This is a genomic window from Chryseobacterium sp. JM1, assembly GCF_000737715.1.
Lineage (GTDB): Bacteria > Bacteroidota > Bacteroidia > Flavobacteriales > Weeksellaceae > Chryseobacterium.
Map to the genome: position 1 here is coordinate 626,699 of NZ_JPRN01000002.1, position 17,964 is coordinate 644,662.

General features: G+C 37.1%; 17 protein-coding genes. 4 read left to right on the forward strand and 13 right to left on the reverse strand.

What is annotated here, in order from left to right; translation table 11 throughout:
- Positions 1-28 precede the first annotated feature (28 nt).
- On the reverse strand, positions 29-487 hold the full coding sequence (gene mraZ / locus IW22_RS05105; RefSeq protein ID WP_034724617.1) for a division/cell wall cluster transcriptional repressor MraZ: 459 nt from the start codon (positions 485-487) through the stop codon (positions 29-31).
- A 272-nt stretch (positions 488-759) separates the two neighbouring features.
- On the opposite strand from mraZ, the gene IW22_RS05110 reads away from it, so the two are divergent.
- The 3 genes from IW22_RS05110 (at position 760) to IW22_RS05120 (ending at position 2,655) form a co-directional block, all read left to right on the forward strand.
- Positions 760-1,521, forward strand: coding sequence for an alpha/beta fold hydrolase (locus IW22_RS05110; protein ID WP_034724618.1), 762 nt, complete (start codon positions 760-762; stop codon positions 1,519-1,521).
- A gap of 65 nt (positions 1,522-1,586) precedes the next feature.
- Entirely contained in the window at positions 1,587-2,213 is a 627-nt protein-coding gene (gene yihA, locus IW22_RS05115) for a ribosome biogenesis GTP-binding protein YihA/YsxC (protein WP_034724762.1), read from the forward strand.
- Positions 2,206-2,655 carry a GNAT family N-acetyltransferase gene (locus IW22_RS05120; RefSeq protein WP_034724619.1) on the forward strand — a complete coding sequence of 150 codons (450 nt, stop codon included), beginning with the start codon at positions 2,206-2,208 and terminating at the stop codon, positions 2,653-2,655. The genes yihA and IW22_RS05120 overlap by 8 nt, the downstream gene beginning before the upstream one ends.
- 50 nt (positions 2,656-2,705) lie before the next feature.
- Here IW22_RS05120 and IW22_RS23955 read toward each other — a convergent pair whose 3' ends face one another.
- The 6 genes from IW22_RS23955 to IW22_RS24225 form a co-directional block, all read right to left on the reverse strand.
- Entirely contained in the window at positions 2,706-3,212 is a 507-nt protein-coding gene (locus IW22_RS23955; protein WP_081873891.1) for an SH3 domain-containing protein, read from the reverse strand.
- A gap of 108 nt (positions 3,213-3,320) precedes the next feature.
- Positions 3,321-4,385: a type I restriction endonuclease gene (locus tag IW22_RS05130; RefSeq protein ID WP_034724620.1), complete on the reverse strand. Its 1,065-nt coding sequence runs from the start codon at positions 4,383-4,385 to the stop codon at positions 3,321-3,323.
- Between the two features lie 124 nt (positions 4,386-4,509).
- Complete coding sequence (locus tag IW22_RS05135; RefSeq protein WP_034724621.1) at positions 4,510-4,716, reverse strand: hypothetical protein; 207 nt, start codon at positions 4,714-4,716, stop codon at positions 4,510-4,512.
- A gap of 122 nt (positions 4,717-4,838) precedes the next feature.
- Positions 4,839-5,504, reverse strand: coding sequence for a response regulator (locus IW22_RS05140; RefSeq protein WP_034724622.1), 666 nt, complete (start codon positions 5,502-5,504; stop codon positions 4,839-4,841).
- 4 nt (positions 5,505-5,508) lie between these two features.
- Positions 5,509-7,134: a tetratricopeptide repeat protein gene (locus IW22_RS05145; protein ID WP_131401687.1), complete on the reverse strand. Its 1,626-nt coding sequence runs from the start codon at positions 7,132-7,134 to the stop codon at positions 5,509-5,511.
- A gap of 63 nt (positions 7,135-7,197) precedes the next feature.
- Complete coding sequence (locus tag IW22_RS24225; RefSeq protein ID WP_228383997.1) at positions 7,198-7,374, reverse strand: hypothetical protein; 177 nt, start codon at positions 7,372-7,374, stop codon at positions 7,198-7,200.
- Between the two features lie 383 nt (positions 7,375-7,757).
- Here IW22_RS24225 and IW22_RS05150 point away from each other — a divergent pair, with 383 nt between their 5' ends.
- Complete coding sequence (locus IW22_RS05150; protein WP_034724623.1) at positions 7,758-8,984, forward strand: hypothetical protein; 1,227 nt, start codon at positions 7,758-7,760, stop codon at positions 8,982-8,984.
- A gap of 83 nt (positions 8,985-9,067) precedes the next feature.
- Here IW22_RS05150 and msrA read toward each other — a convergent pair whose 3' ends face one another.
- From msrA to IW22_RS05180, 6 genes are all read right to left on the reverse strand, one after another.
- Positions 9,068-9,622 carry a peptide-methionine (S)-S-oxide reductase MsrA gene (gene msrA, locus IW22_RS05155; protein ID WP_034724625.1) on the reverse strand — a complete coding sequence of 185 codons (555 nt, stop codon included), beginning with the start codon at positions 9,620-9,622 and terminating at the stop codon, positions 9,068-9,070.
- Between the two features lie 485 nt (positions 9,623-10,107).
- A complete protein-coding gene (locus IW22_RS05160) occupies positions 10,108-11,076 on the reverse strand; it encodes an ROK family protein (RefSeq protein ID WP_034724626.1) in 969 nt (322 codons plus the stop codon).
- Between the two features lie 84 nt (positions 11,077-11,160).
- Positions 11,161-12,372, reverse strand: a complete 1,212-nt coding sequence (locus IW22_RS05165) for a PepSY-associated TM helix domain-containing protein (RefSeq protein WP_034724627.1) — start codon at positions 12,370-12,372, stop codon at positions 11,161-11,163.
- Between the two features lie 51 nt (positions 12,373-12,423).
- Positions 12,424-14,541 carry a TonB-dependent receptor gene (locus IW22_RS05170; RefSeq protein WP_034724766.1) on the reverse strand — a complete coding sequence of 706 codons (2,118 nt, stop codon included), beginning with the start codon at positions 14,539-14,541 and terminating at the stop codon, positions 12,424-12,426.
- The gene (locus tag IW22_RS05175) at positions 14,541-15,737 is read right to left on the reverse strand and encodes a PepSY-associated TM helix domain-containing protein (protein ID WP_034724628.1); all 1,197 of its coding nucleotides are present in this window, start codon (positions 15,735-15,737) and stop codon (positions 14,541-14,543) included. Before IW22_RS05175 ends, IW22_RS05170 begins: the two co-directional genes overlap by 1 nt.
- 40 nt (positions 15,738-15,777) lie before the next feature.
- A complete protein-coding gene (locus IW22_RS05180) occupies positions 15,778-17,946 on the reverse strand; it encodes a TonB-dependent siderophore receptor (protein ID WP_034724630.1) in 2,169 nt (722 codons plus the stop codon).
- Positions 17,947-17,964 lie beyond the last annotated feature (18 nt).

Here is a 17,964-nt window from a genome sequence, read left to right on the forward strand (position 1 = left end):
TTACCTTGCCTTTTACAGCAAGCGCGGTTTATTCTTCATCGAAAGCGCCCATCACATCTTCGGCCAGGCTCGCAAAATCAGCTTCGTTGGTAGAGATCACCTTTTCATAGGCTTCTTTATCCCAAATTTCAAAAAGCTCTCCTGCGCTGGTAATCACCGTGTCTTTCTGAAGGTTTGCAAACGTCACCAGATCTTTTGAAATCTGAAGTCTTCCTGCATTGTCCAGTTCTACTGTTTTTACCCCTGCCGTAAACATTCGAATGAAATCAGCATTCTTTTTAATGAATCTGTTTAGTTTATTAATTTTGCCCATCAGTTGGTCCCACGCATTCATGGGATAAACTTCGAGGCAAGGTTGGAACACAGATCTCTTGACTACAAACGCCTTATCGTCGAAGTTTTCCATCTGTTTGATCAGGGAGGAGGGAACTTTTAACCGGCCTTTGTCGTCAATTTTACACTCATATGTTCCAATGAAACTTTTCATTTGGGACAAATTTATATAATAATTTCCAAAATTTCCCACTTTTTCCCACTTTTTGACTTAATGTTAATAAGTTTTATTAAAGATTCAATTTCATAGGGGTAAGTCTTTGATATTTTGGGTGTTGTAAAAACTATTATTCAGGCCATAGTAAAGGGGTTTTGAAAAAAGTCAATAAAAAGGGGGATATTATATTATTTTTACTTTAAATTAGGGTAATCAAAATTTTTTTGAGGTTTAATTTGTATTTTTGCAGAGCTTTATTAAGGCATTTTATGATATTTAGTACAAAAAAAGAAAAGAAATATACTTTTATAGAGGCGGGAGAAGGACATCCATTGGTGCTGTTGCACGGTTTAATGGGTGGTTTGAGTAATTTCGATAAGATGGTAGATTTTTTTTCGGATAAGGGGTTCAAGGTATATGTTCCTCAGTTGCCTATCTACGATCTGCCGGTACTCAATACGAATCTTACGACCCTTGCAAAATATATTATCAAGTTTATAGAGAGCCATATTGCCGAACCTGTCACCATTGTAGGAAACTCTATGGGTGGTCATGTGGGGCTTATTATGACTTTGGCAAGACCGGATCTGGTAAAGAATCTTGTTTTAACAGGAAGTTCGGGATTGTATGAAAGAACTTTCGGGGATAGCTTCCCGAGAAAAAACGACCGTTCCTATATAAGGAAGAAGACGGAAGAGGTTTTTTATGACCCGGCTATCGCTACAGAAGATCTTGTAGACGAGGTTTTCTCTGTAGTGAATGACAGAATGAAAGGGATAAAGACGGTCATGCTGGCCAGAAGCGCCATCAAACACAATATGCTGAATGATCTTCCGAAGATTGTGACCCCCACATGTCTGATCTGGGGAAGACAGGATAATGTAACTCCTCCTGAAGTGGCTGAAGATATGCATAAGTTTATCCCAAATTCAGATCTCTTCTGGATCGAGAAATGCGGACATGCTGCGATGATGGAAAAACCAGACGAGTTCAATGAAATTCTCTACAACTGGTTAAAAGATAAAGTTTAAAACAAATAATAATAAACCATTAAGAGCTTTTCTTAATGGTTTGTTTTTCTAAAAAATATTCAAAAATGGTTATAAAAACGGCAGAATTTGTAAAAAGTAGCGGGAAATGGCAGGAATGTCCTGAACCTACGATGCCTGAGTATGCTTTTATCGGAAGGTCTAATGTTGGGAAATCCTCATTGATCAATGCAATGATGAATCATAAGGACTTGGCAAAGACTTCTGGAACTCCGGGGAAAACTCAGCTGATCAATCATTTTTTAGTGAATGGAAACTGGTATCTGACAGATTTACCGGGTTATGGATATGCAAAGGTTTCAAAATCGATCAGAAAAGATTTTGAAAAACTGATCACCAACTACATCCTGAACAGAAGAAATCTGGTGAATCTTTTTGTTTTGGTAGATTCCAGACATACGCCACAAAAGATCGATCTGGAATTTATCCAGTGGTGCGGGGAAAGCGGAATTCCTTTTTCCATTGTTTTCACGAAAGCAGATAAGCTAAAGCCGAATGTTACGATTCAAAATGTAGAAAATTATAAAAAAGAGCTGCATAAAACATGGGATGATCTTCCAGAACTGTATGTAACTTCTGCAGAAAAGAAAACCGGTGGAGATGAAATCCTGAACTTCATTCAGACCACGAATGAATTCCTGAAAAATAATAGTGTAAATTTTGAAGATGAGTAATATAATCTGGAAAATTAAAAGCTTCGATGAGTTTACGGTTCCTGAGCTGTATGCCATCCTGAAAGCCCGTATTGATGTTTTTGTAATCGAACAGAATTGCCCGTACCCTGATCTTGACAATAATGATCAGAAAGGAATTCACATCTGGGCGGAAGAAGAGGGACAAATCCTTGCGTACTGCCGTGTTTTTGACAAAGGAATCAAGTATGATGAAACTTCTTTCGGAAGAGTTCTTACCACTGAGCAGGCGAGGGGTAAAAATCTTGGAAGACAATTAATCAGATATGCTGTAGAAACGATAGAAAACCGCTTCCATACATCTGAGATTAAGATTTCAGCACAGGATTATTTATTAAGATTTTATTCCGAATTCGGATTTGTAGATACCGGGAAGAAATACCTGGAAGATGATATTCCGCATACGGAAATGATAAGAAAATAGAAAAGCGAAGAGAGATCTTCGCTTTTTTTGTGGATATATGGGGAGTGTTTTTAGTTTTTAATATCTTTATAATAAACAAATCCCTCTGTTCCTGTTTTTTTTATTCTTACTTTAATCCAGTCATTGTGCTGCTCAATTTTTATCAGTTTTGAGCCTTGCCTTATTTTTTCTATAACGGGAAATTCATTACCGGGACCTTTGCGAATATTCACTATTTCTGCCTTTGCATAGTATACAACAGAGATAGGAAAGCTATAAATCGTTCGAGAGGATGTTGGTGGTGATTGAGTCGTGTTTCTGATTTTTGAAGATTTTTTTTCTTTACGACTAATATTTCTGGAAGGGCTGGTATAAATAATTTTTCGTGAAGAACTACTGCTGCAAACTCCACATGTTCCACCAGAGCTGCAATGTCCACATCTGGAACAATTTGAACAGGCGGTGCAGTTGGCAGATCCAGTACACTTTCCTTCGTGTACTATATTATCATTCGCTTTGAAGCAGGAATTCAATGAGAATAAGCTTAATATGATTGTAATGATTAATATTGGTTTCATGGCTATGGATTTTATACATTATATTTTAAGTCAAACTTCTTTCACTCTGCCAATGCTATTTCGACGTTCACTGTCTTTTTTGGGTTTGGCAATGTGAGTCCAGCTATATTAATAGTTTTCTAATGTTTTAAGCAACTGGTCTTTGAAATGGTATATTTCGTCAAGGTTGTTCAAGAGTACTTTTTCACCGGCATCTTTTCCATTATGAAATGTTTCTATATACTTATTGGCTGTATTGAAATGAAATCTGCAAAGCGGCTTTCTATTATTATCATCGAGCAGAATACCAAAATAAGATAGTGTATCTCTGTACGCGATCCTTTCAGAAGGAACTCTTTCTCTTAGAATTGCTTTTGCGATTTGGAAGGCCTCCAATTCTTCTTCGGTAGTCACAATTTTAGAGTCATTATTTTCATCAACCGGAAGTGTTTTAACGGTTTCTTCCTGTTTTTCAATCTGTTCATTGATGCTTAATGCAGATTTTAACCTAAAGCTTATAGATTCATTGATAGAAAGAGTTAAAGCTTTTTTCGTATACTCTTTAAAAGAAACCATTCTGCTTGCTGTCATGGGTTTTTCGAAGAATCTGCCCACCAATAGTTTTACCATCTCATCGGAAGGGGTTTCAATTTCTTTTTCGAATTCTTTTCTGATTGCTTTTATGTATTTCAGTGCCTCCGCAGAATCCAGTATGCTTTCTAAATTGTAATCTTTTTTTGTAAAGCTTTCTAATATTTTAATGGAACTGTCTTTCAAATCTTCAATATTAATGGTGAAGAAAGGTTTCTCATCCATAATATTAGGCTTTTCCAGATCTGTATAAAAATTGTAAACAATACCATTGGTTAAAATTCCAAACCTTGATTTCGAAACATGAAAATAGCGATGCAGCTGAGAATTATGAGCGTCTGCACTTTCTTTCCAATGTTTACATTCAATAATTAAAATAGGATCATCATTTTTTCGGATCAGATAATCTACCTTTTCTCCTTTCTTGGTTCCGATATCACAAATGTGCTCAGGAATTACTTCCGTAGGGTTGAAAATGTCGTAGCCTAAAATTTGTATGAAAGGCATGACAAAGGCATTTTTTGTGGCTTCTTCAGTGTTGATCTGGTCTTTTAAACCTACTACTTTCTGATGCAATTGCTCTAGTTTAATTTTGAGTTCCATTTTTAGGTTTTAAATGTTTCATCATTGATGTATGCTGCATACTTTGCCCGCTTCCTGCTGTACGATTGAATTTGAACTCCTGAACTATTTTTTTGCGAATAATAAATTTGCTCATATACTTTATTTAGCTTGTGTGGCATTCTTTAGAACACGTTTTACAGCCGTTTGACTTAGAATAAGTTTTTTTTGCTTCTATTACAGCATCTTTGCAGGAGTAATATTCCCCAAGATATTTTCTATTGGAAGGGTCCGGAAGATATTGGCAATCTTCATGATGTACTTCATGATCTCCATTACTTTGAGCTTTCATGTTTACGTAATATTTTTTCATAATATTTATTTTATTAAACACTTCAAAAATATAACTATTTAATAATCAGCAGTTACGGATAACCGTAAAAACAGAAAAACCTTTCTTTATCAGAAAGGTTTTTATTGAGGTGGAATTGAAAATTAAATAATTCCCCAGTCTTTACAGAGAGCAATCAGCTGTTCATTATTGCTAAGACCTAAAGATTCTTTCATATTGTTCAGGCACTTCTCTACACTGCTGAGACTCGATGGTTTAATGTTGTTTTCTTTTAAATAGTCAGGAATGTTTTTCTGAAGCATTCCCTTGGAAAGCAAAGTAATTAGGGTTTTATCAAATCTTGTAAAGTCATAGGAATTTTTATTTTTAATAGAATCCTTAATATTAGAGGAAATATACTTCTCATGATTAAAAATGGCTTTGATTGCGCGTTTCAGTTCTTTCATATCTTCTCTCCCTTTAGATACAAAACCATTGATATTCTGTTTTTTAAAAAGATTATCTACAATTTCCGGCCTACTTTCTATAGAGAATACAATGGTTTTAATGGAGGAACCACCAATCTTAACGGCATCGATAAGGTCTCTGCCATTGGTTAATTTTTGCTCTCTGTAATCGGCATCAAATGAAAGGTCTGTAATCAGTAAATCATAGGGATGGCTTTCCCGAATGCTTTTTTTAATTTTCATTAATGCATCATCACAATAATGTACATTATCTACAGTTTCAATTTTTAATTCTTCAAGAACTTTTTGGACGGAAGAGTTATAACTCTCGAAATCTTCGGCTATTAGTACTTTTTTAAACATAATCTTAATTTTTAACAGGAAATGAGATGGTTACTTTCAATCCTTTTTCAGCTTTTGTGTCAAAATTAATAGTTCCACCCACAGAATTTATACGGATAACCGTATTTTGTACGCCATTCTTTGGCAAGATACTGCGCATTCCTATTCCATTATCAGAATATAAAATTGTAATCAAATTATTTTCCCTATCAAAATTGATAAGTACCCGGCTGGCCTGACTGTGCTTTTTCATATTGGTCATCAATTCCTGAATGATGTAGAATAATTCGACTTTAGTATTGTCTGGGACATCATCCCACAAGGATTCTTCATTTCCGATGGTAGGGATTTTAATATTTTCTGAAGCATAAGATTTGATCATTTGTGAAAGCTGTTTTGAAAAATTTTGCTCTAATATTGGATCTTTATCTTCATACGAAATATTTCGTGAAATGTTATAAATTCCTTCCAGTTTATCTAAAAGAGCTTCTTTATTCATATCCGGTGTATTTTCTAATTCGGACATTACATGATATACTTTATTAGCTACTTTATCATGAACTTTTTTAGACATCTTGAGCTGGGTGTTTGTGACCTCGATCTCTTTTCTTTTTTTATACCAAAGCAATATGATTGTAGTGATTAAAACGACTATACCAAGAGCAAAAGATAATCCCAAAATATGATTTTCATTACGAATATTTTCCGTTTTTAATTTTTCGTTTCCAAATCTTATAAGAGCAAACTGATTTTTAGAATTATTTCTTGCGGCGTGTAGGCTATCTGTGAGAAAACTGTATACATGAAAATTTTCAGTATAGTTGTCAGGGTCAAGTCTTATGAGCTTACTTAAAGCCTCGATCCTGTCATCCGGACTTTTATTCTGCGTTGCAATTTTATACATTTCTTTTGCATAAGGAAGGGCTTTGTTTTTGTCTTTTATGATATAATAATCTGCAATTGTCGCAAGACTTGAATTAATTCCAATGTTATCTTTAGACTTTTTTCTTATTTTCCAGGCTTGTAATAATTCAGGAATAGGATTGTATTCAGGATTTTCAAGAAGCTTTGTTTTTGCTAAATTATTTAATGCACGTGCATAATCTATACTGTCTGTGGTCTGTAGTGCTTTTTGGAAGAATGTTTTAGCATTTTTAATATCATGCTGCTCTAAGTAGGTGTCCCCAATATTATTATAAAATTTTAAAGAATCCACTTTATTATCAGATATAGAAACAGCCCGATTATAATATTCAATGGCATCTTTATAGTTTTTCAGACTTTTAGAAGCGATTGCAATAGAATTATAATTGGATGATGCTATACTTTTAGAAATGCTATCATTTTGGTTTTGTAATAGTTTTTCAGCCTCGATAGAACTTGCAATGCTTGCATAAAAATCCCCTTTGTCGTTTTCTATAATGGCAAGATTGGTAAGAGCACGGCTTGTTTCAACTTTATTATTGAGACTTAATAATCCCTCCTTTGCCTTTGCATAATAAACATAAGAAGAATCTACACTTCCAGAGATTCTTAGTTGTTTGGCTTTATCTAAATTTTCATAACTGCTTTTTTCAAGAATTTTCTGGGATTCATCTTTACAGCTCATTAAAGCAAAAGCTAATAAAGTAATGAGTTTAATTTTTTTCAAGGTTTTTCTTTCTAAGATACAAAAAAGAGAGCAATGATTTACATTGCTCTCAGTTCTAATAATCTATGGGTTTGTTCCCGGATCTGATACCGGCGGTTTTTGTCCAGTATTGCCTCCGGTGTCATTTCCTTCTCCTTCTAACCCTTCTCCCGGAATTGTCTGTGTTGTTGATTGGTTTCCGGTACTATTACTTGTTGATGCTGTCGTATTGTTATTTGAAAATGCTAAACCTAGTAGCATTAAGATTAATTGTAACATTTCTTAAAAATTTAAAAATTGATGATGTTTTTCTTCCTCTCGTGATTTTTTCACGAGCTGTACACATTGTTGAAAAAGAAGCGCTTCTTAAATTTTTGGGAAGTGTGATGATCTAAAGTGAAAATTGAAAATTGCTTCCCAGGTCAGATATTAATCCTCACTTTATCACATCATTATGAAATCTGTTTTGTACATTTGCCCTGATAGCTAGTCAGAGTTGTTTCTGATTTCTATGGCAAAGGTAGATTTACAAAACACTGATGCATAGGAAGATTCCGGAGATTCCAATGATTCTTTAGGAATTCCGATTGTTCGGGTGAAATTCCGGCAATTCCGGATTAATTAATATTAGATTTGTTTGGGAAATGTTTACTAATTATGTGCTTAGGGTAATAGAAACCTATCGATTAAAAAAAGAGGAAGGCGAGCTTTCTCTTCATTTAACAGAACCTACTCCTTCCAAGTTGAAGAGTGAGTGTATGATTGTATATTCAGAAAGGTTCAGGGAAAAAGATAATAAAGCGCTAAGGCTTTTCTTCCAGACTAATGATAATACTACAGATTATTCTGCAAGTATCAGAAATATAGATACAGATAAATTCAAGCCTCTTTGTAACTTTTTAAAAGGAAGAACTTCCGATACGGATGCTAAAAATATTGAGTTATTATCCTGGCTTATTGATTTTGAACCTCGTCCCTATGATCATAGAAATAGGTATGATGCTACCTCTGGATTTGATCAGATAGAATCGGATGATGGGAAACATACAGACGAAACAGATCAGGAAGATGGTTTAGAAGCGGCTCATTTAACAGAAACTATTAAGCTGGAAACTGAACGTAAGGATGATCATGAAGAGGTTAGTATTCATGATGAATCTGAAATTGAAACATCAGACCCGGAAGAAGGTTTTAATCACCCGAATTCCAAAAATTCCGAAGATTCCGAAAACTTTAATAATGTTCAATTTCCTGATAATGAATTAGATGTATTGCATGGCGAAAATAAAGGAGGTATTGATGAAAATGATCTCGGAGAGGCTAAGCAGCCATCATCTGGTTTTAAGTTGAAAAAAATTTTAATTACAAGTGGTGTTGCTGCTTCAATTTTGCTTGGAGGTTATTTTTCCCTGAATGAAAAATCTGATGTTAAAAAAAGTATAAAACAGGAAAATAAGATAGACAGTTCAGCTATTCAAGGAGAGATTAAAATAACATCAAAGGATACATTTTTAGGTAGGACCCCAAGGGAAAAAGAGAATGCAAAAGATAGGGGAAAGCCAATAACAAAGATTGGCGATGTTCCTGAAGCGAAATGTATGTATTGGAATGAAGATCATTATCAGAAAGTTTTTTGTAATGATGAAAATATAACAGGAAAACCGATTCCACTTGATAAAGGACTTCTGGAGAATTTCAGAAAGATTACTTTCCCGGATACCATTACGTTGAAATCTGAAGGTAAAATCTGGTATTCCAAATCAGACGGAAAACTGGAATATTTTACAAGGCCAGGAATACATCCTACTAATAATAAACCATTAAAAGAAATTTCAGATTACATAATTAAAACACATATATTAAAAAATTAAAAACAATTTAAATAATCGGATTTAATATGATCTGATAAAAAATATAAAAGTCCGCCCATAATTGTAAGACGAACTTTTTATTCTTAATTGTCATTCAGCATTCCCAGTTCTCCAAAATGTTTTTTAAACTTCTGGATCTTCGGGCCTACTACGGCGCTACAGTAGGGTTGGTTGGGATTGACGTTATAATATCCCTGGTGATACTGTTCTGCTGGCCAGAACTTCTCAAACTGGGTAACTTCCGTTACATAGGTTCCCGGCCATTTTCCTGATGCTTCAGATTTTTTTAGGGCCTCTTCAGCTTTAGCCTTTTCAGCTTCGTCTTTGTAATAAATGACAGAACGGTATTGGGTTCCGATATCATTGCCCTGTCTGTTCAGTTGCGTAGGATCGTGAAGGAAGAAGAATACCTCCATCAGCTGTGCATAAGAAATGATATTGGGATCAAATGTAATCTGTACCACTTCTGCATGTCCGGTTTCCCCTGTACATACTTCTTCATAAGTAGGATTGTCTTTGTGCCCACCCGAATATCCCGAGATAGCAGAATGAACGCCTTTAAGCATATTGAAACAGCTTTCCACACACCAGAAGCATCCACCTCCGAAAGTGATCTGTTCTAAATTATTGTTATCCATTGTCTGTTGATTATTTTATTTGTGGTTTTTCCTGTTCAGCGATGGCACAAAATCAGTAAAAAACCAATCAAAAGTATGAAAAAGTTTTTCATTTTGGGTGAGAAATGCGATGATTTAAAACAGAATTTACACGCTGTTTTGTAATTGTTAAGGAATATAAAATCTGATAAGTTGGATCAACGCAATGGCGCAAGGCTGTATGTTAAAAAGCGTTTTTAAGACACAGGAAAGTCGAAAATTTTAGTAAGATGATGATGAGATTGCTTCGTCGCTGCGCTCCTCGCAATGACAGCGGGATACAATTTTATCGGAGATAAAATCCTTGCGCCTTAGAACATTCGAATCAGGAAAATACTTTGCGCCTTAGCGATAACCAACAAAAAATCCACGGATTTGGCCATTTGTTTGAAATTAGCAATCTGTATGAAACAAAAAAAGCACCCTCAAAAGGATGCTTTCATTATTATTTTAATATTGTTTCTCAGTTATTTTTCCCAAACAAGAGCACTTGCTCCAAGAATGGCTGCATCGGCTTCGTCAAGTTCACTGAAAACCAATTTTACTTTATTTCTAAAGATCGGTAGAAGGTTTCTTTCCATATGAAGCTTAGCAGGCTTCAAAATAAAATCTCCGGCCTTGATAACCCCTCCAAATAAAAGGATAGCCTCAGGGGAAGAAAACATCACGAAATTTGCTAATGCCTCACCTAGCTTCTGTCCTGTATATCTGAACACCTCAATAGCGATAAGGTCACCTTTCAAGGCACATTCGTGAACCGTTTTTGAGTTGATGGTTTCTTCAGGATATTGATTCAGCATAGACTCAGGAAACTCAGCTCTCATCTTTTTGGCGGTGATGGCAATTCCTGTTGCGGATGCATACGCTTCCAGACTTCCTTCAGATCCAGTGCTCCAGTGCTTTCTTCCGCCTGGTTTTACAATGGTGTGACCCAATTCTCCTGCAAAACCGTCATGGCCGTAAATCAAACTTCCATTGGAAATAATTCCGCTGCCTACACCGGTTCCCAAAGTGATCATGATGAAATCTTTCATCCCGCGTGCTGCTCCGAAAAGCATTTCCCCAAGGGCTGCCGCATTGGCATCATTGGTGATGGTGCACGGAAGATCGAATTTGGCTTTCATCAGGTCGCTGAAAGGAACGAGTCCCTTCCAGGGTAAATTGGGTGCCTGTTCTATGGTTCCTTTATAATAGTTGGCATTCGGAGCGCCTACCCCGATACCGTCAAAGTTTTTTTCTGTACCGTATTTATCGATCAGGGGTTTTACCTGTTCGTATAAAGCGTCGATAAAGTCTTCTACCTGCTCGTATTCATCAGTTCTCAGATTTCCTTTTTCCAGAACTTCACCGCGGTGGTTCACCACTCCGAATTTTGTATTGGTTCCGCCGATATCAATTCCGAGAGCAACCTGTTTTGATAAATCTATTAATGACATTTCTATTTATAAATTCTAAAGGGTTAAAATTATAAAAAAGATTGTATTAATGGATTATTAACAAAACTTTTATTTAAAAAACTTTTATGCTGTTTTTACGGGTTTCTTTTTTCTTCTTCCCCACCAAATCATGAATCCTGTCACAGGCAGTGATGCGCAGATCAGACTGACAACAAATGCGATGATCTTTGTAGGAAGTCCTAAAATGGCTCCAACATGGATGTCGTAGTTGGCGTTTACTGCTTTCTCTCCAAAATTTTTGTCCTTTGGATCGTGGGTGTGAAGAAGCTCTCCTGAGTTTTCATCAAAGATCAGACTGCTGCTTTTATGGTAAGAATAAGACAGATGCTTTACATAGACTTCAAAGTTCGGATGCTCGTGGTCATCCATATGTGCATGGCCAAGATCAATCGCAAAGCCAAATGCATCCGGATATTTCAGAATAACCGTATTGATGACCTTATCTAATGTTCCTTCTGTTCTTAATTCTATCGGAGCTTTGGTTTTAATGTGGGAGAAATCCGGGTATTTGGTCTCTCCGCCGGAGAAGATCACATAAATCATCGCCTGTACCACGAAGTAAGCATAAAACAGTCCTGTAATCGTGAAGACTAAAGCAAAGATGGAGGAATAGAAGCCTAAGATATTGTGAAGGTCATAATTCTTTCGTTTCCAGCTTTTGATATTTTTCCATTTGAATGAGAAACGTTGTTTTCTAGCCGCCTTGTTTTTAGGCCACCAAAGTACAATTCCTGTAATAAGCATGATCAGGAAGATGATCACCGGGATTCCTACGACATAAGGTCCCCAGTCCTGCTTCAACAGGAAACTCCAGTGGATCATTTTTACGATATTGAAAAAACCGTTCTTTTCATCATAGACTCTTAGAACTTTTCCGTTATAAGGGTTTACATAAGCTGCCTTATAGACCGGAAGTTCTTCAAAATAATTCCAGGCTTTCGTATTGTGCTCGTACCAGTAAAATACATAGGATCTCTTTTTGTCGATAGGAACATTAACCCAATGGACCGGATATTTTTCTTTTACCTGCTCCACAACGGTCTTTTCCATCAGTCGGATAGGAAGAACCTTTTTCTGATCTATATTCTGTTCATTGTGAAAGATGACATCCTTTCTGGTCAGGTTTTCTATTTCGTCCTTAAAAACGTACAGCGCTCCTGTAATGGAAATGATAAAGATCAGAAACCCAATCCCCAGACCAAACCACAAATGCAGTTTGGCAGACCATTTTTTAAAGAAGCCCGGCTTATTTTTATGATGATGTTTTTTCTTCATATCTCAATTCAAAGTAGCACAAAGATAAGTTTTACTTTTTATTTAGTTTAATTAAAATTTATACTCAATCATTGCGGTACCTCTCGCTCCCAATGAATTTACGAACTCGCTGTCACGGGCAGACCACCATGCAATCGCCGGCTGGTACATTTTGTTGAATACGTTTTCCACCCCTAAAGACACCTTCCAGTTTCTATTGACTTCGTAGCTTGCTTTAAAGTTGAAAACAGTATAATCAGGAACATAACCTTCTCCGTATACATAGAGTCCTGTTTTTGCATTAGGCTGGAATCTGTCCTGTTCAAAGGCATGCAGCATATCAAGACCAAGAGATAATGTCGGGATAGGTCTGAACTGAACATAGGCCAGAACTTTAGGCGCAGAAATTCTGCTATTGTTGATCTTGGCTGAATAATCTCCGTCATCTTTTACGGAAGTAATTCCTTCCATCCAGCTGTAGCTTCCTCCGAAATTGACCCATTTAGCAGGTGTAAAATGAAGAAATCCTTCAACCCCGTAAACAATTTCCGGTGATCTTTGGATGGTTAATGCTCTGTCCGGACTCTGTACAAATGAAGCGCCCAGCTTTGAAGTACTTACATAAGAAGTGATCTCATAGTTGACCCATTTTGAAATCTGTCCTGTAGCACCAAATTCATAGTTATTCACGATGATCGGTTTTGTTTCAAGATTCTGAATGGTTCCCTGAGTAGATGTTCTCAAAATTCTTCCCAATTCGTTGATAGAGTAGGACTGTGAAAAACTTCCGAACAGGTTTAGGAAAGGCTCGATATTATAACGTACCCCTAAATTGGCTACCAACGCATTATATTTTAGCTTTCCTCCGGTCACGAAAATACTTGTGGTAAAGGTTCCGTCACTTTTAATGGAAGAAAGGGTATTGAAATCACCTGCTTTCACGCTCATGTTTTCGTAGCGAAGACCTCCTTTGATGGTCAGTTTCTTTAATAAATCAACTTTAACCAATAAGAAAGGAGCGAGGTTGGTCATGTTCATGTCCGGTGTCCAGTAGCGGCCGTCTTCCAGTTTCTGTACTGTTTGGTCATTCAGGATATCCATTCCGTACATGATTTCAGCCTGTGAATTCTGAGCGGTCCAAAGTTTGGTGTCAAAGTTAATTCTGGCTCCGTATTTTTTAGAGATCACATTGGACTGTCCACCTCCGAAGAATGTGTCACTGTATCCGTACACCGTCTTAAAATCCTGCATATAGGCATTGAAATTCAGTGAAGTGGTTCCCCAGAACAGATTTTGATTATCGTAATTGATCCTGAAATTATGGTTTTTAGGAGTTCCCTGAGGAGTCGTTTCCAGATTTTTTCCTACGCCTTCCCCAATGGTTGGTTTAATGCCATATTTCCCGGTTACCAGTCCTAAGCTGAGGTCAGATCTGGAGGAATATCCGATGTAGGAAGCTTCAATCCTTTGATCTTTGTTGATATCATACCCTATTTTAAGCATTCCGTTATAGTTGTTCATCTTTGCGGTGCTGTAGGTAGGAGAAAGGCTTATTCCGTCTGCATCCTTCATGTAGCCTGTTTTTTCATAGGCAAGAGAGAAAACATAATCGAATTTATTCACCTTTCCGGATAAAAGCTGGCTGGCTCTTACTCCTAAAGTTCCGCCATAAGCCTGGCCTGTAAAGCCTATCTGGCTCAATCCTGAAATCTTTTTATCGGATTTGCTTCTTCTGGTAATATAGTTGATGATTCCACCATCTGCACCGTTTCCGTAGATGGATGATGCTCCTTTGATAACTTCGATTCTTTCAATCACTGAAGGATCAATAGACCTGATGTCTCTTGCTCCGTTTCTAAGTGGAGTAGACTGGGGAATTCCGTCGATAAGAACAAGGACCTGGCGACCTCTTAAAGTCTGCCCTGTGTTGGAAGTTTGCCCGGAGTTGGTTCCTAAACTGGGAACCGTATATTGAAGAATACTGGTGATATCTGAATTAACGGTCAGCTGAGACTGGATCTGCTTTTCGGCAACGATGGTTACTGAGCTTGGTATTTCTTTGATACTTTCTTTTTTTCTGGAAGCAGTCATGACGACTTCGTCCACGCTGTTGGTCTGTACGCTGTCTTTAACTTGTGCAAAAACAGTTACAGAGCCTAAGCATGCGGCTGATAAGAGCGCTTTTTTCATTATATTTTCTTTCCTTGTTTTTTTTGTTTTCCCCACCATACCAGAAACCCTGTGACAGGAAGTGAAGTACAGATGAGTCCGGTGATGAACCATAAGATTTTTCCAAACAGCCCAAAATAGGATCCTGTGTGGATGTCATAATTGGCATTGGCGTATTTCTCCGCGTTGTTCAGTTTCTGATGAGGTTTTTCCGCCAGCAGTTTTCCTGAATATTTGTCAAACACCAATGCATTTCTTTCGCTGAAACGTCCCTCTTCTCCGTATATGGTCACCGGGATGTTTTTCAATTCCTTTCCTTTTTTGTTTTTTCCGTTCAGTGGAATTCTGAAACTGGAAGAATGGGCATACAGTTTTCTCGTTTCCTGAGCCGTAAGATCATAGACCGAGGGATTTTTAGCTATCAGAGAATCCGGAGATTTGATTTCTTTTTCTTTCGGCTGCTCCAAAGATCCTGACAGCACAAGATTGAACGTGTTTTTTACATACGGATAGGCAAAATAGATTCCTGTAACGCTGATTAGTAAAGCAAAAAATGAAGCATAGAAACCTAATACGTTATGAAGATCGTAGTTTTTACGCTTCCAGGTTTTTACATTTTCCCAGCTGAACCAGAAACGCCCTTTTCTTGCTTTCTTATTTTTCGGCCACCATAATACAATTCCGGTGATAAGCATGAAGATAAAAAGGACGGTAGGAATTCCTACTACGTATTTTCCCCATTCGGAGTTCAGAAGAAGACTCCAGTGGATGTATTTCAGAATGTTGAAAAAGTTGTATTTTTCATTATAAACGGCAAGTATTTTTCCGGTGTACTGGTCTACGTAGACCAGTTTATTGATTTTAACTTCCTCAAAATAATTCCAGCCTTTCTTATTTTTTTCATAGTAAGAAAAACGGTAAGATTTATTTTTGTCCAAAGAAATTTCCACGGCATTCACCGGAAACTTTTCATTGAGTTCCAGACTGACTTTTTCCTTCAGGAGAGCGATAGAAAGGGGAGATGCTGTGGTTTCCTTCACATACATGGCTTCTTTTCGCAGCCTGTTCTGTATTTCGTCTTTAAAAACATACAGCGTTCCGGTAAGCGAAACGATGAAAACAATAATACCAACGGACAAACCAAACCACAAATGCAGTTTGGCAGACCATTTTTTTGTAAAAGAAATTTTCTTTTTATGGGGGTGCTTTTTCTTCATAGCAAAAAGTTAACCTCCGAAGAGGCTAACTTTTGATTATTTAAAATTTATATCCTATTGATAGTCTCCAGTTACGCGGAGCATTGTAGATCCATGTATATGAACCGTCATCCGGTCTGTAACCGCTGTAAAGCTTTCTGTTCAGAACATTGTTCAACAATAGATTAACATCGAATTTTTTAGCAGTATAAGAAATACCGAAGTTGGTGTCAAAATAATCTTCCAGGCTCTGGTCGTATTTTGCGGTTGTTCCAAACCAAGACTGTCTTCCTCCCTGATACTGATATCCTGCAGAAATACCGAATCCTTTTAGATTGCCATGTTCAAACCTGTAGCTTAACCATGTATTCTGTACGTTTTTAGCATTTCCGGGAGCTGCCGATCCTATTCTTGAAAGATCCGTGTCTTCTGTTACTACAGCATCGGTATATGCATAGTTGATCACAACATTTAGTCCTCTTACAATCTCTCCTTTAATATCTGCTTCAAATCCTCTTGCTCTTTGTTCTCCAATGGCAAGTTTGTAAGGAAAATTAAAAGTGATCCCATCAGGATTTAATACGCCATGCGCTCTGTCGTCTACACTTATATTTTTTCTTGTAATTTCATAGACTGCGAAGGTAGAGTTCCATTTTCCATTGAACCAGTCTTTTTTCAGTCCAAATTCAATATTCTGACCTTTTAATGGAGCAGGAATACTGGTATTATTAGCATAGCTTGCCACTGATTGAGGAACGAATGTTTTATCGAAAACTCCATATACTGAGAAATCATGATTAATAGAATAGCTGGCACCAACTCTTGGGGTGAATTCTCCTGCCTGGTCAGCTTTGATAGCCGCTAAATTAGGATATCCCGAGAATGTTGTTCCACTGGTATATCTTCCTGCAAGGGTAATGCGTAACTTATTATTAAGCATTCCTATTTGATCCTGAACATAATAAGAAGTATATTTTACGCCCTGATCATTATAATAATCTGCATTTCTGTTCAGATAATAAGCACTTTCAGGAGGCAGCGTATTAGGATTTACGCCGTAAGCAATATTATGAACATTAATAGATCCTCCATCCCCTAGATAAGAGAAATCAGCCTGGTATTTTCTATTTCCGTAATCGAATCCGGCAATGATTTTATGCGTAATGTTTCCTGTTTCTAAACTTCCTCGTACGTAGGTCTGGAATATATTGTTTTTTCCGAGAGCCTGCCAGTTGCTTAAAGATCTGCTGAGAATATTCGGGTCTGAACCATAAAAACCTCCCCACCACGAACCACCATCATAGTTCATATCCATGTAGGCATATTGTGTACTCCACACCCAGTCTTTGAATAATTTCTGATCCAAAGTCAAGAATAAGCTCTGATCCTTTACTTCTGTTTTTTTGAAGTTAGGGTCGTTAAAGTTGGTATGAACATCTAAGGAAGCATAACCGTCTTTAGACATCAAATAAGCTCCCGGCTGATTGAATTTTAAAAACTGATAATTATACTGTGCCGTGAATGTCGTTGTTTTTGTTGGTCTGAAAGTAATAGACGGAGCCACGATTATTTTGCTGGTCTTATCATTTTCTGACCATGATTTGTTGGAACTACCCATCAGGTTTAAACGGTAATCCAACACACCGTCTTTCACGATAACGCCGTCAAGATCTGCTTCTCCTCTGAAGAGATTGTAGCTTCCCGTTGTGAATCGTACACTGTTGGCAAATTTTCCCGTAGGTTTTTTCGTTACCACATTGTAAAAACCTGCCGGGTCACCCATAGATCCCATGAATCCTGCAGGTCCTTTTACGAATTCTATCCTGTCAATGATTGATGCATCCGGGTTGATAGGTCCCCATGTAGAGGAAACATTCATTCCGTTCATATAAGTAGCGATACTTGCTCCTCTCATGAAAACGTTTGAATACACATTGTCCCAGTGTTCTACTTTTCTGGCACCGCTTACGTTACGGACAATTCCTTCAGACATATTTAAAGTGATCTGGTCATTTAAAACCTGACCGCTGATGGACTGTACGTTTTGTGGAAGTTCAATAATCGGGGTTTGCAGTCTTAATGATCCTGAAACCTCGTTAAGTTTATATTTCTGATAGTATCTTCCGTTGACAACAACTTCTTCGATGTCATTTGATTTAATCGTGTCTTTTTGCTGAGCTAAGGTTAACATGGATGTTAATAATGCTGCTCCTATCGTTATTTTTTTCATTGTTTAAGTAGTGTCTGA